At 45.8% G+C, this 19,118-nt stretch carries 19 protein-coding genes, 1 riboswitch and 1 other annotated feature; of the genes, 14 read left to right on the forward strand and 5 right to left on the reverse strand.

What is annotated here, in order from left to right:
• Positions 1–351 precede the first annotated feature (351 nt).
• The 7 genes from trpE to trpA are packed head-to-tail and all read left to right on the forward strand — an operon-like array spanning position 352 to position 6,786.
• A complete protein-coding gene (gene trpE / locus Q8865_01915; GenBank protein MDP4152185.1) occupies positions 352–1,824 on the forward strand; it encodes an anthranilate synthase component I in 1,473 nt (490 codons plus the stop codon).
• A gap of 9 nt (positions 1,825–1,833) precedes the next feature.
• Complete coding sequence (locus Q8865_01920; protein ID MDP4152186.1) at positions 1,834–2,400, forward strand: aminodeoxychorismate/anthranilate synthase component II; 567 nt, start codon at positions 1,834–1,836, stop codon at positions 2,398–2,400.
• A gap of 2 nt (positions 2,401–2,402) precedes the next feature.
• Positions 2,403–3,413: an anthranilate phosphoribosyltransferase gene (gene trpD / locus Q8865_01925; GenBank protein ID MDP4152187.1), complete on the forward strand. Its 1,011-nt coding sequence runs from the start codon at positions 2,403–2,405 to the stop codon at positions 3,411–3,413.
• A gap of 9 nt (positions 3,414–3,422) precedes the next feature.
• Positions 3,423–4,205 carry an indole-3-glycerol phosphate synthase TrpC gene (gene trpC / locus Q8865_01930; GenBank protein ID MDP4152188.1) on the forward strand — a complete coding sequence of 261 codons (783 nt, stop codon included), beginning with the start codon at positions 3,423–3,425 and terminating at the stop codon, positions 4,203–4,205.
• Positions 4,198–4,818: a phosphoribosylanthranilate isomerase gene (locus Q8865_01935; GenBank protein ID MDP4152189.1), complete on the forward strand. Its 621-nt coding sequence runs from the start codon at positions 4,198–4,200 to the stop codon at positions 4,816–4,818. The genes trpC and Q8865_01935 overlap by 8 nt, the downstream gene beginning before the upstream one ends.
• Positions 4,818–6,005 (forward strand): tryptophan synthase subunit beta, encoded by a 1,188-nt coding sequence (gene trpB, locus Q8865_01940; GenBank protein ID MDP4152190.1) that lies wholly within the window; start codon positions 4,818–4,820, stop codon positions 6,003–6,005. The genes Q8865_01935 and trpB overlap by 1 nt, the downstream gene beginning before the upstream one ends.
• The gene (trpA, locus tag Q8865_01945; protein ID MDP4152191.1) at positions 5,998–6,786 is read left to right on the forward strand and encodes a tryptophan synthase subunit alpha; all 789 of its coding nucleotides are present in this window, start codon (positions 5,998–6,000) and stop codon (positions 6,784–6,786) included. Before trpB ends, trpA begins: the two co-directional genes overlap by 8 nt.
• 44 nt (positions 6,787–6,830) lie before the next feature.
• Here trpA and Q8865_01950 read toward each other — a convergent pair whose 3' ends face one another.
• Positions 6,831–7,769, reverse strand: a complete 939-nt coding sequence (locus Q8865_01950) for an AraC family transcriptional regulator (protein MDP4152192.1) — start codon at positions 7,767–7,769, stop codon at positions 6,831–6,833.
• Positions 7,770–7,939: 170 nt separating this feature from the next.
• On the opposite strand from Q8865_01950, the gene Q8865_01955 reads away from it, so the two are divergent.
• Entirely contained in the window at positions 7,940–9,919 is a 1,980-nt protein-coding gene (locus Q8865_01955; protein ID MDP4152193.1) for a DUF6259 domain-containing protein, read from the forward strand.
• Positions 9,920–9,968: 49 nt separating this feature from the next.
• Here the strand turns inward: Q8865_01955 and Q8865_01960 are convergent, their stop codons facing one another.
• From Q8865_01960 to Q8865_01975, 4 genes are all read right to left on the reverse strand, one after another.
• Entirely contained in the window at positions 9,969–10,442 is a 474-nt protein-coding gene (locus Q8865_01960) for a hypothetical protein (protein MDP4152194.1), read from the reverse strand.
• A gap of 17 nt (positions 10,443–10,459) precedes the next feature.
• Positions 10,460–10,813, reverse strand: coding sequence for a type II toxin-antitoxin system PemK/MazF family toxin (locus Q8865_01965; GenBank protein ID MDP4152195.1), 354 nt, complete (start codon positions 10,811–10,813; stop codon positions 10,460–10,462).
• A gap of 219 nt (positions 10,814–11,032) precedes the next feature.
• Positions 11,033–12,241 carry an alanine racemase gene (gene alr, locus Q8865_01970; GenBank protein ID MDP4152196.1) on the reverse strand — a complete coding sequence of 403 codons (1,209 nt, stop codon included), beginning with the start codon at positions 12,239–12,241 and terminating at the stop codon, positions 11,033–11,035.
• Positions 12,242–12,757, reverse strand: a complete 516-nt coding sequence (locus Q8865_01975) for a hypothetical protein (protein ID MDP4152197.1) — start codon at positions 12,755–12,757, stop codon at positions 12,242–12,244. It abuts the gene before it with no gap.
• Between the two features lie 139 nt (positions 12,758–12,896).
• Positions 12,897–13,116: a binding site (T-box leader), on the forward strand.
• Positions 13,117–13,149: 33 nt separating this feature from the next.
• Here Q8865_01975 and pheS point away from each other — a divergent pair.
• From pheS to Q8865_02005, 6 genes are all read left to right on the forward strand, one after another.
• The gene (gene pheS / locus Q8865_01980) at positions 13,150–14,169 is read left to right on the forward strand and encodes a phenylalanine--tRNA ligase subunit alpha (GenBank protein MDP4152198.1); all 1,020 of its coding nucleotides are present in this window, start codon (positions 13,150–13,152) and stop codon (positions 14,167–14,169) included.
• 17 nt (positions 14,170–14,186) lie between these two features.
• Positions 14,187–16,571, forward strand: coding sequence for a phenylalanine--tRNA ligase subunit beta (gene pheT, locus Q8865_01985; GenBank protein MDP4152199.1), 2,385 nt, complete (start codon positions 14,187–14,189; stop codon positions 16,569–16,571).
• A gap of 78 nt (positions 16,572–16,649) precedes the next feature.
• A complete protein-coding gene (locus Q8865_01990) occupies positions 16,650–16,898 on the forward strand; it encodes an IreB family regulatory phosphoprotein (protein MDP4152200.1) in 249 nt (82 codons plus the stop codon).
• Positions 16,899–16,947: 49 nt separating this feature from the next.
• Positions 16,948–17,075, forward strand: a riboswitch (FMN riboswitch).
• A gap of 85 nt (positions 17,076–17,160) precedes the next feature.
• On the forward strand, positions 17,161–17,760 hold the full coding sequence (locus Q8865_01995; GenBank protein ID MDP4152201.1) for an ECF transporter S component: 600 nt from the start codon (positions 17,161–17,163) through the stop codon (positions 17,758–17,760).
• Positions 17,761–17,877: 117 nt separating this feature from the next.
• Positions 17,878–18,168: a hypothetical protein gene (locus Q8865_02000; protein MDP4152202.1), complete on the forward strand. Its 291-nt coding sequence runs from the start codon at positions 17,878–17,880 to the stop codon at positions 18,166–18,168.
• Positions 18,169–18,299: 131 nt separating this feature from the next.
• Positions 18,300–18,965: an SH3 domain-containing C40 family peptidase gene (locus tag Q8865_02005; GenBank protein ID MDP4152203.1), complete on the forward strand. Its 666-nt coding sequence runs from the start codon at positions 18,300–18,302 to the stop codon at positions 18,963–18,965.
• Positions 18,966–19,118: the final 153 nt, after the last annotated feature.

The raw sequence follows: 19,118 nt of genomic DNA on the forward strand, positions 1-19,118 counted from the left end.
CCGTGCAAAAGCATTCGCAGAGAGTCGGTGTGGTGGGAACCGGCATTGATATGCACATAAGCCGTTGGACTGATGAGGGTGGGACCAACGCCGCAAGGCAAGTAGACCCCAACGCTTCTCCAGCGTTACATGGGTGAGGATGTGATTGCATCTGCAAAGCGGGTATTGTTATACCCAACTAAGGTGGTACCGCAGGCTTTTTATAATTAAAATTATAAGCTTGCCCTTAAATTCGTTTAAGGGCAAGCTTTTTTTATTTTAAAATTCTCCGCAGCATCATTGCAGAAATTTACATTTAACTTTCCCAAGATCGGCGGTTAATAATAAAAAATTTAGATTGGAGTGTTTGAGATGTTCTATCCAAACTTAGAGGATGTCCGCAAACTTTCGGAAAAATTCAATATCATTCCTGTCTGCGCAGAGTATTACGCCGACACAGAAACGCCGATAAGTGTATTTAAAAAAATCGAATCCGAGCACTACTGTTTCCTGCTTGAAAGTGTCGAGGGCTCAAAGGAAATGGCAAGATACTCATTTCTAGGCCGCAATCCTTTTCTCACTTTCCAGAGCAAAGGCGATAACATTAAAATCACAAACGCAGACGGTGAGGTCACCGAGTATACCGGCGATCCTTTTTCAAAGCTTCGGGAATTTTGCGAAAAATACCGTTCCCCCTCCTTACCTGAACTTCCGGTTTTCAGCGGGGGCGCAGTCGGCTACTTTGGTTATGACACCGTGCGCCGGTTTGAAAAACTTTTGAATCCTCCCCATGACGATCTTAATCTGCCCGAGATACACTTTATGTTTATGGATGAGATAATAGCTTTCGACCATTTAAAGCAGAAAATCATCATAATCGTGAACCTTCACAAAACAGGCAACCTTCAAACGCAGTACAGCAGGGCACAACGCCGCATTTCAGAGATCAAAAGCGAGCTGGACGGCTTTGTTAAAAAGCAGCCCGCCGCAGTTCAATACCGTGATTTCCCCGTTATCAAAAGCAGTATGACACGCGGCGAATACTGCGATATCGTGAAACGCGCCAAGGAGTATATAAAAAACGGCGATATCTTTCAAGTCGTGCTGGCACAGCGTTTTTCGGCGAAAATATCGGTCGATCCGCTCAATGTCTACAGGGCAATGAGAGTGATCAACCCATCCCCCTACATGTACTATCTTAAATTTGACAGTTATCAGATTGCCGGCTCTTCGCCCGAACTTCTCGTAAGCGTAAAGAATGGCGTTGTCAAAACAAGCCCCATTGCGGGATCGAAAAAGCGCGGCACCACACAGGAAATAGACGATGCTTTGGCGGCTGAGCTTAAAGAAGATCCAAAAGAAAATGCGGAACACGTGATGCTGGTTGACCTCGGGAGAAACGATATCGGAAAGGTTTCAGAGTTTGGTTCAGTCAGGGTTACAAACTTCAAATATATTCTGCGCTTCTCGCACATCATGCATATGGTAAGCGACGTCGAAGGTAGACTTTGCCCCGGTAAAACAGCATTTGACGCGCTCAGTGCCGCGCTTCCTGCCGGTACTCTGTCGGGCGCCCCGAAAGTTCGAGCAATGGAAATAATAGACGAGTTTGAAACTGTAAGACGCGGCTGCTATGGAGGCGCTATCTCGTATATCGGCTTTAACGGCAACTTTGACAGCTGCATCACGATACGAACCGCTGTATTCAAAGACAAACACGCTTATATAGGCGCAGGCGCGGGTATCGTCTATGATTCGGTTCCCGAAACCGAATACGAAGAGACATTAAACAAAGCTGCCGCGATTTTTAAGGCAATCGAAGAGGCCGGAGAAATCACCGACTAGGAGGAAAATATGATAACTATAATCGATAATTACGATTCATTCACCTATAACCTTTATCAGTATATAGGAAGCATAAATCCTGACATAAAAGTATACCGCAATGACAAGCTCAGCCCCGGAGAGGTGCTTTCCGAAAACCCGTCGCATATCGTGCTTTCCCCCGGCCCCGGCTATCCGGCAGGCGCAGGCATCTGTATAGACCTTATCAAAGCAAACTCGAAGATTCCGATGCTCGGCGTATGCCTTGGTCATCAGGCTATCGGTGAAGCCTTCGGTGGGCTTATAGTCAAAGCGCCCCAGATAATGCACGGCAAGGCTGACGATATAACAATCAATAATAAAACTGAAATTTTTAAGGGTCTGCCCGATACGATACGTGCCGGCCGCTATCATTCCCTTGTTATCGATCCTGTGACACTGCCCGATTGTCTTGCAGTCACGGCAAATAGCCCGGACGGCTGCATAATGGGAATAAGGCATAAAGAATATCCTATTTTCGGCATCCAGTTCCACCCCGAATCTGTTTTGACTGATAATGGTATCAAAATTATAAAAAACTTTCTGGAGGTTAGATAATCATGATAAAAACTGCTATTCAAAAGCTTGTAACAGGTGAAAACCTTTCCCGTAAAGAAGTAATAGGCGCTATGGATATGGTGATGGGTGGCGGAGCTACTCCGGCTCAGATCAGCGCATTTTTAACCGCTCTGCGCATGAAGGGTGAAACGATCGAGGAGATTACCGGCTGCGCCCAGGTAATGAAAAACAAAGCGACCCATATACAGCCAAACGTCAACGCATATATCGACTTAGTCGGCACAGGAGGCGACGGAGTCAACACATTCAATATTTCGACCACAGCCGCTTTCGTTGCCGCAGCCGCAGGCGTGCCGATAGCCAAACATGGAAACAGAGCCATTTCAAGCCGCAGCGGAAGCATAGACGTACTCGAAGCTCTCGGCATAAACGTAATGCTGCCGCCCGAAAAAGTTCAGCTCTGCGTTGAGAAGTGCGGAATAGGGTTTATGTTTGCTCGTACATTTCATCCGGCTATGAAAAATGTTTCAGTCGTCAGGGGTGAGCTCGGCATACGCAGTGTGTTCAACATTCTAGGTCCTATTTCAAACCCGTCAGATGCCAAAAGGCAGGTTATAGGCGTGTTCGATAAAACGCTAACCCATCCTATCGCTAACGTGATGCTGAATATGGGTGTTGAACGCGGCATGGTTCTATGTTGTGAGGGCATTGATGAGCTGACGACTACCGCGCCAAACACAGTCTCCGAGATCAAAGACGGTAAAATCTTTGATTATATTATCACCGCGTCTGACCTTGGTTTCCATGATGCGAGTGCTGGCGATATTAAAGGCGGCACAGCAGAAGAAAATGCCGCCATCACCCTTTCAATACTCGGTGGCGAGAAGGGCGCAAAAAGAGATACCGTTCTAATGAACGCAGGCGCCGCAATTTATATAGCAGGCTTTGCAGACTCGCTCGAAAACGGCATCAAGGCGGCGGCTGAGGCAATAGACAGCGGAAAAGCACTTGGCAAGCTTAAAGAGGTCGTCAAATTCACAAACGAGATATAAGGGGAATTTATGATTTTAGATACAATCGCCGCAAAAAAGGCCGAGCGTTTAAAAAACAAGCCCTATTCGCTCGACGAAATAAAGGCAAAATGCTTCCCTCTTTCACGTACACCGCTTGACTTCTCAAGCGCTTTAAAGCAGGACGGCAGGATCTCTCTCATAGGTGAGGTAAAAAAAGCCTCTCCCTCAAAAGGGCTTATCCGCCCAGATTTTGACCATCTTGAAATAGCGCACGAATATATGAACAGCGACGTTCAGGCTCTGTCAGTGCTCACCGAAGAGGATTTTTTTCTCGGCAGTCCGACATTCTTATCGGAAATACGCAAAATTTCATTTAAGCCCCTCCTCCGCAAGGACTTTATAATCGAGCCGTATCAGATATACGAAGCATATCTGCTCGGTGCGGACGCTGTTCTTCTGATAACGGCTCTGCTCAGTGATGCGGACTTGAAAGAATTCTACGACATAGCCGTATCTCTCGGACTTACTCCCCTTATCGAGGTACACGATGAAATGGAGCTTGAAAAAGCTCTTCGTGTAAATCCCCCACTCATCGGGATAAACAACAGGAATCTGAAAACATTCAGCGTCGATCTCAACACGACAGCAAGGCTGAAAAAACTTATCCCTTCTTCAGTAACGGTTGTCGCTGAGAGCGGTATATTAACTTCAGCTAACCTGATTTATGTTAAATCGACCGGAGCCGACGCTGCGCTTGTTGGAGAGGCATTTATGAGATATGCAAGCGTTACGGAGGGCGTCTTTGCAATAAGAGGCGGCGATCATGACTAAAGTTAAGATCTGCGGGCTTTCCCGCATGGCGGATATTGAAGCGGTAAACAGACATATACCTGACTTTGCAGGGTTTGTATTTGCAAAAAGCCGCCGTCAGGTCGACGCCGACACCGCTTCAAAGCTTATATCTGCATTAAATCACAATATTCGATCCGTCGGCGTCTTTGTGAACAGTCCCGTAGAAGATATATTAAAAACCGCAAGGCTTGCGGGACTTGATATAATTCAACTTCATGGCGACGAAGATGCCGGATATATTTCAAACTTAAGAAAACATTGGGACAAGGAAATATGGAAAGCCATCCGAGTATCAGACAGCATATCTGAGAAAACGCTTTTTAAATTACCTGCCGACAGATTCTTGCTCGATGCGTTTTCCCCCGGCGTTTACGGCGGTACAGGTCAAACGTTCGACTGGAACGCTATCAATATTTCATATACCGACCGGGTAATAATAGCTGGCGGCATAAATCATTCAAACGCCGCCAATGCCGTTAAGCGTTTCTCACCTTATTGTATCGATATAAGCAGCGGCGCGGAAACAGACGGTTTTAAGGATGAAGAAAAAATAAAACAATGTATTAATAATATCAGAGAGGTGCAGTCATAATGGGCAGTAAAGGGAGATTTGGCGAATACGGCGGCGTATTTGCGCCGGAAACACTGATGCACGCATTGAACGATCTGGAACGTGAATTCAATGCGGCGATGAAGGATGAAGACTTTTTAAAGGAACTTGATTTTTATTATAGGGAGTACGCGGGCAGACCGTCGCTTCTCTACTACGCCGAGCGTATGACAAAGGATCTCGGCGGCGCTCAAATATATTTAAAGCGTGAGGATTTAAATCATACAGGTGCGCACAAGATAAACAACGTTTTAGGCCAGGCTCTGCTTGCAAAGCGGATGGGCAAAAAAAAGATCATAGCCGAAACAGGGGCAGGACAGCATGGAGTTGCCGCCGCGACCGCCGCCGCACTTTTCGATATGGAATGTGAAGTCTTTATGGGCGAAGAGGACACACGCCGTCAAGAGCTTAACGTTTTCCGCATGAACCTGCTCGGTGCAAAAGTCACGCCCGTCACAAGCGGCACCGCAACCCTCAAAGACGCCACTAACGAGGCTATCCGCACATGGGCGGCAAGGGCTGACGACACCTTTTACGTGCTCGGCTCCGCAATAGGGCCGCACCCCTACCCTACCATTGTAAGAGAATTTCAGCGTATCATAAGCAAAGAGATAAAAGCGCAGCTTTACAGCAAAACCCACCGTCTGCCGGACTATGTCGTTGCATGTGTCGGCGGGGGCAGCAACGCAATAGGCGCTTTCTGCGATTTCATCGACGAGCCTTCCGTCCATCTTATCGGTGCAGAAGCCGCAGGGCTCGGCGTAGATACCGATAAACATGCCGCAAGCATCACAAAGGGGACGGTTGCAGTCCTGCACGGTACTAAGTCTCTCTACCTTCAAGACGAATACGGTGCAATAATGCCTGTCTATTCCATCTCCGCGGGGCTCGATTATCCAGGTGTCGGTCCCCAGCACGCATACCTTGCCAAAACCGGCAGAGCTCAGTATTACCCGATAACAGACGCCGAAGCGGTTAACGCGTTCCGATACCTTACCAGAATAGAGGGCATCATTCCGGCTATAGAAAGCGCTCATGCGGTTGCCCAGGCAATGAAAATGGCACCGAAGCTTTCAAAGGACGACATAATGGTCATATGCCTGTCCGGGCGCGGAGATAAAGATGTGCACTCAGTCGCAAAATACATGGGGGTAAATATCAATGAATAGGATAGATAAAAAATTCAAAGCGCTTAAAGCATCCGGCAAGAAAGCGCTTATAACCTTCGTTACCGCGGGCGACCCCGACATCAAAACCACAGAGCGTTTAGTGCTTGAAATGGAGAAAAACGGAGCAGATATAATCGAACTAGGCGTTCCGTTTTCAGACCCAATGGCGGAAGGGCCGGTCATACAGGCGGCAAACCTAAGGGCGCTCAAGCACACAATAAATCTCGATATAATAATGGAAACCGTTTCAAGCCTGCGAAAAGTTACGCAGGTTCCTATCCTTTACCTTTTATATTACAACAGTATCCTTGTTTACGGCAGTGAAAAATTTTTCAGCAAATGTGCCGAGGTGGGCATAGACGCCGTCATCGTCCCCGACATACCGTTTGAGGAAAAAGATGAGATCGAGGATTACGCAAAGCGCTATAACGTTCACCGCATTTCCCTTGTCGCGCCGACCTCGCATGACAGGCTCAAAATGATATGTGAAAGCTCGACAGGGTTTTTATACTGCGTGTCATCCCTCGGCGTAACCGGCATGCGAAGCCGCTTTGATACAGACCTTGAGGGCTTTTTTGCAGACATCAAGTCCGTTTGCCCCATCCCCTACTGCATCGGATTCGGCATATCATCTCCACAGCAGGCGTCGGATGTAAAACACCTGTGCGACGGTGTGATCGTCGGAAGCGCAGTCGTCAACAAAGTGGCGACGGCAAAAACTCCAGACGAAGCTGTCACTTCAGTCGGCGAATTTACAAAAGCGCTGAGAGACAGTATTTAGATAAAGGTATATCTTTTACAGCTTGCCTATTAACCGGCAAGCTGTTATTTTTTTCGTAATGCCCCACCCGGCAGGCCCGAATCCATTTCCGATTTCATATATTCGGTTGGAGTCATGTGGTAGGTTTTTTTAAACAGCCTGCAAAAGTAATACGTGCTGCTGTAACCAAGCGCCTCGGCAACCTTGCCGACTGTCAGGGTCGAATATTTCAGTAGTTCCAGAGAGTGATACAGCTTGATGCTGTTGATGTATTCCGTTACCGTACACCCGAGATGCTGTTTAAATAACCTAATAATGTATTGCTTCGACAAGTTAAATGTATCACTCAGTTCCTGAAGGGAAAGCGCGCGGCTGTAATTCATCTGAATTAAGGTCAGCAGTTTGTAAAGTGCGGGTGGAATCGATGAGGGAGCCGACAGACCTTCCACCTGCTGTACGCTTAAGAGCAGAAGAAGCTCTGCAAGACACAGATCCGTCTTAAGTTTGCGGTTTATTCCTGTTTCAAAGCGATATCCTTCACACTTGACGATCAGCAGCATTGCCGCATCCTCTTTTTGTCCCAACGAAGTTTTTGGACGCAGGAAAACGCCGTCATAAGCCGTCGGGGGAAGAGAATATGGATATTTCCCTCGAAATGCAGTCTGCTGGGCGATCAGATCTCCCATGAATTTTGCAGCCGATTCCTGCGGTATGGCTTGTATCGGCCGGATAGTAGAAAAATGTATAAAAATATATTCGCATGCTTCCTCCCTACACGCGGCTGTATAAAACTTTCCCTCCGGTAGAAGCAGGCAGTCACCTGGTGTCAAATTTTTAGTTTCCCCGCATTCACAAAAGGAAATACTGCCGTTTGTAACAAGAATCAACATATTCGCCGGCGCATTCCTTCCCGTGTTCCTCCAACCGAGAGGCTGGCGTATCCTCCCCAGCATCAAGGTCTGGGGAAGTTCTGACAGGTTAATATTATACAACAAGTTTTCCATTTATTCTTTCCACTATTCCATTTTTTTATAGTGTATATTGTATATTAAATATTATAATATTTCAATACGGTTGTTTAATATTGTACTACAAAATAAGCCTTCTGTGCATTTGTCTATGTTTAGCTCCGTGATATACTGAATCCAAAATAGCAAACAAAGAGGAGGGCAACATGTTAGAAAAAAACATACTCACTTTTCAGATCAATGATGATGCTAACCGGATTGTTTGGGGCGCTCAGGGACTTCCGCTCCGAAATAACGAAAACGCCGACTTTTGGCGTCTGCATCTGGATGACGGGTACTACAGGGAAATACTGATACAATCCTCGAGGCAGACGGGAACAGTAAGAACCAATGGAAAAGAAACAATCGTGCATTATGACAAAGTCACCGCAAATGACGGGCAGTGCTTTGCTGTTAAACTTACACTGCATATAGCAAAAAACGGGGGTCTTCTTGAATTCTGGGCTGATGTAGAGAATAAAGAGGACGTCCGCGTCAACGAAGTCCAGTTTCCTTTTTTTGATTTCACATGTGCCTGTGATGAAGATCGTGAAAACGATGTTCTGTACCGTCCTTTGGGGCTCGGCGAGCGGATGAAAAATCCCTGGTCGGCTCTTGAGAGCGGCCATACCGAATACATGGCGGCGGACTATAACGAAATCTGGTCGCCTCTCCTCTACCCACGTCCCGCTTCAATGGCTTGGTTCGGTTTAGAAAGCGGCGGTCATTTTCTCTATATCGGACGGCATGACGAACAGATGCGGATCTGCTCGCTTCTTAGCGGAATCAGCCCCAGAGGAAAATCACCCCGTCTTGTTTCAGGAGTTGCGCATTACCCCTTCGCAAAAACAGGTGAAACAATCTCCTGCGGGCATTCTGTCGTGGCTCTCAGAAAAGGGAATTGGAAGATCGGCTCTGACATATATGGCAATTGGGCTCACAGCTCTTGGTGCCGCCCGCAGCCAAAGCCGGAATGGGTTCAGAATATGACTGGATGGCAGCGGGTAATTTTAAAACATCAGTACGGAGAGATTTTTTGGAAATATGCGGATCTGCCGCGCCTGTACCGGGAAGGCGCACGGTTTGGTTTGGATACGTTGATGATATTCGGCTGGTGGAAAGGTCGTTTTGATAACGGTTACCCGATCTATGAACCCGATCCGGCGCTTGGCGGCGAGGAGGCACTAAAAAAAGCTATTGCAGATATTCAAGAGATGGGCGGACGGACAATTCTTTATACGAATGGCATTTTGATAGACCGGGCAACAGATTTTTACAAAGAGATCGGTCACAAAATCTGCTCGGTCGATATAGACGAAAACGAATACCAAGATCACTATCAGTTTGCAAACAACGGAACCGTTCTAAGAACCTTCGGCTATAAAACCTTTGTGCTTGCTTGTCAGGCAACCGACGAATGGCAAAATAAGCTGCTCGAAAACGGGCAAAAAAAGCTGTTCTTCAACCCTGATTCAATTTTCTTCGATCAGATTGGAGGGCATAAATGCTGGCTCTGCTTCAACCCCGAGCACAAGCATAAAAGCAGAGTGGATATGGATCCGTGGTTCCGCATTCAGAACCTCAAAGCATTACACGGCCTATGCTCTGGAGACAAAGCTCTCGGCTCGGAAAATACAGTAGACATTTTCTCCTGCAACGTCGACTACAATCATGGCTGTGATTTCGGCAATTTTTATCGCAGACCGAAAGGCCAAGGGGGCGCCGAGCTTAATTTTCCGAAACTTTATCGGCGCACCTTCCCTGAAACCATCATGACCAATCGGTTCATACACGACTGCAGAAGCGATTTTGAAGATGAGTTGAATTTTGCCTTCATACACGGACACCGGTTTGATGTTTCCATTTACCGTGGGCGTGCTGTGGGGATCGCCGGAGAGCCTGAATATGCAAATTACATCAAATATCTGATCGATCTTCGCAGGAAATACAGCCGCTTTTTCTATCGTGGAAAATACGTAGTGGAGACTGATGTCGTTCTGCCCGAAAAAGTGCATATGGCGGAATATAGATTTGATTCCGAAAGAATGGCTGCACTCTGGAATGAAAACAAGACTCCTTGTGATGTGAGCATTTCTGGCAAAACCGTTCACCTAAAGGCAAACGGCGTCGCCTGCGTGATTATATAAAAACGGGATGCAGCAAATTGCTGCATCCCGTTTTATTATATATGAAGCTCTATTTTACCGTGTATTTTCCACGCACCATCACCCAAGCCCCGTCGCTTTGAGCCTTGACACCCCTGCCGTCAGCACGTGGTATCATATAAAGGTTCTGAAGCGTAAGCATTTCGTTGTTATGGTGCTCTGTTCCGGATGTCAGATTGACTATCCCGTCACCCGCAGGATCTACCGCGACAAAATCTCCGCGTCTTGTAAGTACTTCGATTCCGCCGCTGGATGCTGTTACTGTCTGCCCCGCATTAAGCTGAACCGCTGTGAACCCGCTTTCAGCGGTGCCTCCAGTCGAACCGGTGGTATTTGAAGATATAGAGTTGATCATCTGAGTTAATTCCGCTTTTATATTATCAACATAAGTCTTCGTTACAAGCGGATCGTCTTGACTGCCCGCAGTTGCCGCAAAAGCCGTAGCTATACCGGCTATTATCAGCAAAAATACTGCAGAAATAAGTATTTTGTTCTTCCTTTTCATTTCTTCCTCCGTTTCATTTAATCGAGGCCTTCGAGTCCGAAACTTATGGATATAGCTTCATTGATCCTATTCATTACATTTTCGTCCAAATGTCCCATCTTCTCTTTCAGCCTCTTTTTATCGATGGTCCTGATTTGTTCCAGCAATACAACGGAATCTTTCTGAAGTCCGACATTGCCTGAGTTTATTGGTATGTGTGTCGGCAGGCGTGATTTGTTCAGCTGGCTTGTAATAGCGGCGGCAATAACAGTTGGGCTGTATTTATTGCCGACATCGTTCTGAACAATCAGCACCGGACGCACCCCGCCCTGCTCCGAACCAACAACAGGGCTTAGATCGGCATAGTAAATATCTCCTCTTTTTATAGTCACAAATGCTCACTCTCCGCTGTTGACAAATAATATTGAAAGATAAATCTTCCACTATTATTCTTGCCATGACACTGCCCATTTTAATCACAAATAAAAATTTTTTGTGTTAAGATTCGTGTGTTTCAGTAACATATTATACAGAGATGAGCTTATTTGTGAGAAACGCAAGGTTTCAAACTTTTGATTGGTACCGTTTTTTTATATAATTTGACCTTTTTTTTATTCTTTTAAAAGATAATTAACGCTAAAAACCTGATTTCCATTTTCGTAATATACTCTTGGGATGCGGCGTGCTACACCGCAGACGACCTCATAATTGATACAGCCGCGGATCAAAGCGATTTCATCGGCGGAAACCGTTTCGTCGCCCTCAGTCCCCATAACAGTTACAGTCTGCCCCTGTGAAGCGTCAATATCAGAGATGTCGACTATCATCTGATCCATGCAAACGCGCCCCAGAACAGAAGTTCGCCTGCCAGAAACGATCACTTTTCCTTTACTGGACATAGCGGTGGGGTATCCATCCGCATAACCTATCGGTATTGCGGCAACTTTCAGATCTTTTTCAGCACAATATGTCCTGCCATAGCTTACAGTCTGTCCGCATTTTAATGTTTTAATAAACGCAATAGTTGATTTGATCGTCATTGCCGGTTTTAGCTTGTCATAAGGGCTGTCCGGTGACGGGGCAAGTCCGTAAAGCATAATGCCGGGGCGCACCATATCGAGATATGTTTCGGGAAAATTGATGATCGCCGCACTGTTTGCACAATGTCTCAAAGGGAATGTGACTCCTCTGATCTCCAATATATGTATCAATTTAATAAACCGTTCAAACTGCTGTTTGGTAAATTCCTTTTTCGGTTCGTCGCTGATTGCAAAATGTGTGAAGATCCCTTTGACTGAAAGGCACGGGTATTTTACCGCCTCTTCGATTTCATTTGCGCAGTCTTCCATTATCTCTTCGCACTGGCAGGCAAACCCGATCCTGTTCATTCCGGTATCTGCTTTAATATGTACAGTTACACTGCAATTCTGCAATGCCGCTGAGTCCGACAGTTCTTTCGCATACCGTTTGCAAAAAACGGTCTGTTCTATTTTATTTTTGGCAAGAACGGACGCACACCGTGGATCTGTGTATCCGAGTATCAATATGGGTATATCTATACCGTTCTGCCTTAATTCCAGAGCCTCGTCCAGGTCTGCAACTGCAAAATAGTCTGTTCCCTCTTTGATAAGCCTTTTGGCGACAGCGGCTGCGCCATGTCCGTAAGCATCTGACTTTATCACAGACATTATTTTTCTAGAAGAACCGACAAGCCCCCTTACAAGCTGAAAATTGTGTACGATAGCATCCAAGTCAACCTCCGCCCATGTGCGAAGCTTTGCCTTGTCAAAACCCAATGTGTCCACTGACCTTTCTAACATTTATTCGTCAACCACCCGGCGCGGAATATATGACTTAATAGCATTTATCATTTTTTCCGGCGGCTCAAAAAACAATATTGTCCTGCCCTTGTCCTCCAAGTTAAAAACAGAAAAATAAGTCCCGGCCGTGTTGGCATGTGATGAAGCGTCTACCCTATTTTTTATATTTTTATCCTGCATTCTTGCTGCAAATGTCTCCGTAGTTACGGGAGCCAATATTTCAAACTGTTTGACATTTACGCTTAAAACATGCACCCTTTTCTTCTGGGCGTATATCTTATCTATATCAAGGCCGCCGTTAGTAAAGCTGTATTCATATTCAACGCTGAAATATCGCATAACGTAATAAGCTCCGAACCAGAAAAGCGGAGGAATGATTGTTCCGAAATAAGGCACTGTAAAAAGGACTGATGAAAAAACTGCTGTAACTATTATCAGAGCCTGTGAAAGGCTTTGTCCAAAAGATTTTCTCACCTTGATAAGGTGTTCGTTGAAAAGGTCCATTTTATATTCCATTTATTTTCCGTTCCCCCATGAAAATGATTATTACTATTTTAGCATACTTATCTTCGATAGACAAATAATATTATATAAATTATGACATTGACCTTGAAATCGTTTTTCGTTAATGGTATATTTATTTTAGGATAATGTATCAACGGTTATGACGAAGAGAGTAAATTTTGATTATCGTTTTTTAGAGAGAGGGCACCATCGGCTGAAAGTGCCTTTATCTGATTCAAAATTGAAGTTCGCTTCCGAGCCGCGCGGGTGAAAAATAAATTAGCCTGCGCCGTTTGCCGCGTTAAGGTTCTTAAGTGCCCGCTTTCTTGCGGGAATTAGGGTGGTACCACGGTTTATTCTCCGTCCCTTTGCGGGCGGGGATTTTTTTATTTAGAGGTGTGTGTATGAAAGAGCAATTAAAAAAGATCAAAGAGTTCGCTTTAAACGAGCTAAAAACAGTGCAGAGCGAGGCGGATATTGAGTCGCTTCGTGTCAAATACCTTGGCAAAAAAGGCGAGCTTACAGCTATTCTGCGTCAGATGGGTGGTCTTTCACCTGAGGAAAGACCTAAAATGGGTCAGCTTGTAAATGAGATCAAATCAATGATTGAGAAGGAAATGGGTGAGCGTGCCGCAGTCCTTTCGGAAAAGGCGTTTGCCGTAAGACTTGCGAGTGAGTCTATCGACGTGACTATGCCCGGCACAGCGCGAAGTCTCGGAAGGATCCATCCGCTTACTAAGGTCATGCGTGAAATCGAGGAAATATTCATCGGCATGGGCTTTTCTATTGCGGACGGGCCGGAAGTCGAACTCGATTATTACAATTTTGAGGCGCTCAATATTCCGAAAGATCATCCGGCGCGCGACACTCAGGATACCTTTTATATTTCGGACAATGTGGTGCTGCGCACCCAGACGTCGCCTGTTCAGATACGCGTGATGGAGCAGCAAAAGCCCCCCATTCGCATCATAGCCCCCGGAAAGGTTTATCGTTCAGATGCAATCGACGCCACGCATTCCCCTGTATTCCATCAGATAGAGGGGCTTGTTGTCGATAAGGGCATAACCTTCGGCGATCTTAAAGGAACACTTCAAATATTCGCTAGAAGACTTTACGGCGCGGAAGCGCAATTCAGGTTCCGTCCCCATCACTTCCCCTTCACCGAACCGAGCGCCGAAATGGACGTTATGTGCTTTGCCTGCCACGGCGAAGGCTGCCGTCTCTGTAAAGGCGAGGGTTATATCGAGATACTGGGCGCCGGAATGGTTCACCCGAAGGTACTTCAAAACTGTGGCATAGACCCCAAGGTCTACAGCGGATTTGCTTTTGGTCTCGGACTTGACCGTATCACAATGAAGCGCTTTAATATCGATGATCTTCGTATGCTGTATGAAAACGACGTCCGTTTTCTGGCACAGCTTTAATAGAAAAGAGGTTCACAATGAAACTTTCAGCAAATTGGCTTAAATGCTATGTGGATATAGATGTTACACCTAAAGAATATGCCGCCAGAATGACAATGTCGGGTTCAAAGGTCGAGGGCTATGAGTCTGCCGGAGAAGGTATTGAAAACGTTGTTGTCGGCCGCTTATTAAGCGTCACGCCACACCCCAACGCAGACAAACTCGTCATCTGCTCTGTAGATGTGGGCAAGGGCGAGCCGATCCAAATCGTTACTGGCGCTAAAAACGTCAAGGCCGGTGACATCATCCCCGTCTGCCTTAACGGTGCAAAACTGCCAAGTGGAACAGTCATAAAAAAGGGTAAACTGCGCGGGGTAGAATCAAACGGAATGCTCTGCTCACTGTCCGAACTCGGGCTGACTGTCTCTGACTTTCCATACGCAATTGAGGACGGCATATTCATTATAGAGGAACCCTGTGAGATAGGGCAGGATATCAAATCTGCCTTAGGACTTGACGATACCATAACAGAATTTGAGATAACCTCAAACCGTCCCGACTGTCTTTCTGTAATAGGTCTTGCCCGTGAAACAGCGGCAACCTTCGGCCTTAAGGCGGATATCAAAGAGCCGGTCGTAAAAGGCAATGGCGGCAACGTAGATGACTACGTTAAAGTTACAGTTGAGGCACCCGATCTTTGCCCAAGATACTGTGCACGTGCGGTCAAAAATATCAAGATAGGTCCTTCCCCACGCTGGATGCGCGAGCGTTTAAGGCACAGCGGCGTCCGCCCGATAAACAATATCGTAGATATAACGAACTATGTAATGCTTGAGTACGGTCAGCCAATGCATGCGTTTGACCGTGATTATATAGGCGGGAAACATATAATCGTGCGCCGCGCTAAAGACGGTGAAAACATCGTCACACTTGACGGTCAGACACGCAAGCTCGACAGCAGTGTTCTGATGATTGCCGATGATGAGAAATCTATCGGCATCGCCGGCGTCATGGGTGGAGAGAACAGTGAAATAAAAGAAACTACCGGCATGATCATATTTGAAAGTGCAAACTTTGACGCCGCGACCGTTCGCCGCGGGGCTAAAAAAGTCGGACTTAGAACCGAGGCTTCCGGCCGTTTCGAAAAGGGGCTTGATCCCAATATTTCTTTACTTGCAATAAACCGTGCTTGCGAACTTGTCGAACAGCTCGGCTGTGGCGAGGTCGTTGACGGAATAATAGATATAAACCATACAGATTCCCGCCCCCGTGTCCTGCCCTTCGAGCCGGACAAAATAAACAGCTTTTTAGGCGCTGCCATCAGCCGCGAGGATCAGGAAAAAATTCTGCGCAGTCTGTATTTTGAAGTAACGCCAGAAAATAATATCACTGTTCCCACATTCCGGGGAGATGTTCAGGCCATGGCGGATGTTGCGGAAGAGGTCGCAAGGATTTACGGCTATAACTCCATCGCCTCCACCGTCTTCAAGGGTGAAAGCATTGAGGGCAGATATACCCCCGTGCAGAAGCTTGAGAGAAAGCTTATTGACACTGTGGCATCTTTAGGTCTGTTTGAAATGTGCAGTTACTCCTTCATAAGTCCTAAAGAATACGACAAGCTTGCAATTCCCGCAAATTCAAACTTAAGAAAGTCTGTTGTTATAACAAATCCGCTCGGCGAGGATACAAGTGTAATGCGTACCACCGCACTTCCGTCACTTCTTGAGGCTCTGTCACTGAACTATAACCGCCGCAATCCCAAAGCAGCGCTTTTTGAACTTGCTAAAATATTTTTGCCCGGCGAAAACGCCGACACACTTCCGGAAGAGAAAAAGGTGCTGACAGCCGGAATGTATGGTTCCGGCGACTTCTACGTTATTAAAGGCATAATCATCGAGGCTTTGCGTACTATAGGTATTGAAGGTGTAGAGACAGCTCCGCTCAAAACTAATCCCTGCTATCATCCAGGCCGCTGCGCGGTCTTGACAAAAGGAGACGCTGTTCTCGGCGTTATCGGTCAGATACACCCGACTGTTGCAGACAATTACGAGATCGAAGTGCCCGTTTATGCTGCTGAAATAGATTTTAATACAATACTTTCGCTCAATCCCGGTGATAAGACTTATAAACCGCTTCCTAAATTCCCTGCCGTCACCCGTGATATTGCCGTTTTGTGTGACGAGGAACTTCCCGTTGCGAGCATTGAAAAAATTATATGCGAAACAGCAAAAAAGATACTGGAAAGCTGCAGCCTGTTCGACGTTTATAAAGGCAAGCAGATTGAAGCCGGCAAAAAGAGCGTCGCATACTCCGTTGTTCTGAGGGCAGAAGACAGAACTTTGACTGATGCAGAAACAGAAAATGTCATGAAAAAAATAATAACCCGCCTTGAAAAGGAGTTAGGATGCATTTTGCGCTCCTGATTTGTTAAATTTCCCTTGAAAAATTAGCTTAACTGATATACAATTAAGCTAAGGTACAGGTGGAATGGAGGTAATATCATGAACGATAACAACACAATTACCTTTTCAATCAAAGAAGAAAAAGAACGTGAAATCAAAGACATTATGCAGCAGGTTTATGATTCATTGCGCGAAAAAGGGTATAATCCGATAAATCAGATTGTCGGATATATTCTATCTGAAGATCCCACCTATATTACAAACCACAACAACGCGAGAAGCCTTATCCGTAAAATTGACAGGGATGAGCTGCTTCAAACGCTTGTCCGCTCATATCTCCAAAAATAAAGTCTTGCAAAAATCCTTAAATGACTTTATAATATTATTAAAATTAGATAAGTATCTTCGGGGCAGGGTGCGATTCCCTACCGACGGTGATGAGCATTTGCTCTAAGCCCGTGAGCCATAGCTGATTTGGTGAGATTCCAAAGCCGACGGTACAGTCCGGATGAGAGAAGTATACGCTTTTACTTAAAAACGCGCCCTGTTTTGCTTGCAAAACAGGGCCTTCTTATTTTTCCCCCCGTTCTTATCAGAAAGAAGGAACAAAATGAACAAAAACTCTATCACAACGAGAAAGCTCACAGTAATGGCGCTGCTTACAGCAATAAGCTTTGTGCTTGCCTTTCTTGAGACTTCACTGCCGCTTATCCCGTCCTTCCTCAAGATCGACATCAGCGCCCTGCCTGTTTTGATTGGCTCCTTTGCACTCGGCCCCTGGGCTGGGGTCATCATCGCACTGCTGAAGAACCTTCTTCACCTTCCTATGTCCCAGACCGGAGGAGTAGGACAGCTTGCAGACTTTCTCGTCATCGGCTCGATGTCTCTCACAGCAGGATATGTCTATAAACTTCGCCATTCGCGAATGGGTGCTTTTCTTGGATGTTCGCTTGGAATCGCCGTAATGACTGTAATGGGCTCGCTCTCAAACAAATATATAATGATCCCTTTCTATTCAAAACTGATGCCTATCGATAAGATATTAGAAGCATGTGCGTCGGTCAATTCCCTTATTGTTGACGTGAACACATACATTTTGTATGCAGTTGTCCCATTCAATATCTTTAAAGGTCTTGTCATAAGTGTCGTTACCCTGCTTATTTACAAAAAACTGTCTCCGGTGATACATGGTATCCGCAAAATCCGATAGTATTCGACTCGTGGACATTTTTTCTATTTGTCCGCAAAAATATGCTATTTTTCTTTACATATATTGTTCATCGTGGTATACTAATATTTACTAAAGTATTTGGTGGGGGCGAAATAGGTGAAGAAAAAAGCAGATGATTTTTTACTATACAGAGGAAAACCGCTTGTTCGCTGTGGTGATATTATCTATTACGGCAGTATTTCAGACGACTACGTCATCATGATGCAGGTTTTAGACACCAAGGATGTTGACGGAAAAACAACCGCCGGCAAGGTGCACGTAGAACTTCAGCGCACCTCAACCGACATTCCGGCTAAAGATCGGGTTATAAAAAAAGCCGAAAAAGACGGACTTTATAACGCACTCGATGTCGCTTCTATTTGGCTTACAAGAGCTCTGGCTGAATAGGCTTTCAGAGTGAAATTCTGGTAATATTCTGGTTTGCGTTGACATCACAAACAACCGGCGATTATAATAGAAAGCGTTAGTTGTACAATCTAACCAATTAATTTGCCAAAAGGCAAACATAGGAGGTTTTGATGCGAAGACAACACGTTTTTTATCTTATAATCGCCCTTTTTATTTTTATATCTTTAGCTGTACTGCCAACGGGCGCCGCTTCCCTGAAATCTGGCACCATAACCGGTAATGGTGTCCGGCTCAGAGCGCTGCCGTCGCTAAACGGAGAAGTTTTATCTCACCTTTATAAGGGAGATACTGTAGAAATCATCAGTCAGGACGACAGTTGGGACAAAGTTAGCGCAAGCGGAAAAACTGGTTATGTTTCGACCAGCTATATTAAAGCATCCGACGCCCCATCTAAAAGCAGAGGGGAACAGGTTGTCGATTATGCGAAAAAATATCTAGGCGTAAAATACATATATGGCGGGACAACCCCCAAGGGTTTTGACTGTTCTGGTCTTGTCTATTATGTGTATAAACAGTTCGGCGTCTCGCTGCCGACAGGCGCAAAGAGCCAATACGCCTCATCTTCACTTAAAAAAATCGATAAAAGCGAGCTTCAGCCTGGCGACCTTGTTTTCTTTTCCGCTCCCGGAAAAAGCAGTATACAGCACGTCGGCATATATGTCGGCGGCGGCAAATTCATTCATTCCAATAATCCGCGAGGCTCTGTGCGAATAACTGGTATGACCAGCGGATACTATAAGACTTATTATTACGGTGCAAAAAGAGTTATTTCATAACTTAATTATATTAGAATAGTTACCCCCCGGCAAAGCCGGGGGTTCTTCATATGCGGGCAAAGCCCTGTTTTTCTGGCGGCGCCTCAAGGCGCTGGTACGGTCTGCCACTTGCAAAAGTGTGTTACTTGCTACCCGTAAACGGGTCTACGTACT

The sequence above is a fragment of the Bacillota bacterium genome, assembly GCA_030705925.1.
Taxonomy (GTDB): Bacteria; Bacillota; Clostridia; order Oscillospirales; family Feifaniaceae; genus JAUZPM01.

Bases quoted from the DNA above. Each gene is read 5' to 3' on its own strand.
- alr (MDP4152196.1), bottom strand. From the start codon at position 12,241: ATGTTAGAAAGGTCAGTGGACACATTGGGTTTTGACAAGGCAAAGCTT.
- Q8865_01995 (MDP4152201.1), top strand. From the start codon at position 17,161: ATGAACAAAAACTCTATCACAACGAGAAAGCTCACAGTAATGGCGCTG.
- Q8865_01975 (MDP4152197.1), bottom strand. From the start codon at position 12,757: ATGGAATATAAAATGGACCTTTTCAACGAACACCTTATCAAGGTGAGA.
- Q8865_01935 (MDP4152189.1), top strand. From the start codon at position 4,198: ATGACTAAAGTTAAGATCTGCGGGCTTTCCCGCATGGCGGATATTGAA.
- trpD (MDP4152187.1), top strand. From the start codon at position 2,403: ATGATAAAAACTGCTATTCAAAAGCTTGTAACAGGTGAAAACCTTTCC.
- Q8865_01960 (MDP4152194.1), bottom strand. From the start codon at position 10,442: ATGAAAAGGAAGAACAAAATACTTATTTCTGCAGTATTTTTGCTGATA.
- Q8865_01955 (MDP4152193.1), top strand. From the start codon at position 7,940: ATGTTAGAAAAAAACATACTCACTTTTCAGATCAATGATGATGCTAAC.
- trpC (MDP4152188.1), top strand. From the start codon at position 3,423: ATGATTTTAGATACAATCGCCGCAAAAAAGGCCGAGCGTTTAAAAAAC.
- Q8865_01950 (MDP4152192.1), bottom strand. From the start codon at position 7,769: ATGGAAAACTTGTTGTATAATATTAACCTGTCAGAACTTCCCCAGACC.
- Q8865_02005 (MDP4152203.1), top strand. From the start codon at position 18,300: ATGCGAAGACAACACGTTTTTTATCTTATAATCGCCCTTTTTATTTTT.
- trpA (MDP4152191.1), top strand. From the start codon at position 5,998: ATGAATAGGATAGATAAAAAATTCAAAGCGCTTAAAGCATCCGGCAAG.
- pheT (MDP4152199.1), top strand. From the start codon at position 14,187: ATGAAACTTTCAGCAAATTGGCTTAAATGCTATGTGGATATAGATGTT.
- trpE (MDP4152185.1), top strand. From the start codon at position 352: ATGTTCTATCCAAACTTAGAGGATGTCCGCAAACTTTCGGAAAAATTC.
- Q8865_01920 (MDP4152186.1), top strand. From the start codon at position 1,834: ATGATAACTATAATCGATAATTACGATTCATTCACCTATAACCTTTAT.
- Q8865_01990 (MDP4152200.1), top strand. From the start codon at position 16,650: ATGAACGATAACAACACAATTACCTTTTCAATCAAAGAAGAAAAAGAA.
- trpB (MDP4152190.1), top strand. From the start codon at position 4,818: ATGGGCAGTAAAGGGAGATTTGGCGAATACGGCGGCGTATTTGCGCCG.
- pheS (MDP4152198.1), top strand. From the start codon at position 13,150: ATGAAAGAGCAATTAAAAAAGATCAAAGAGTTCGCTTTAAACGAGCTA.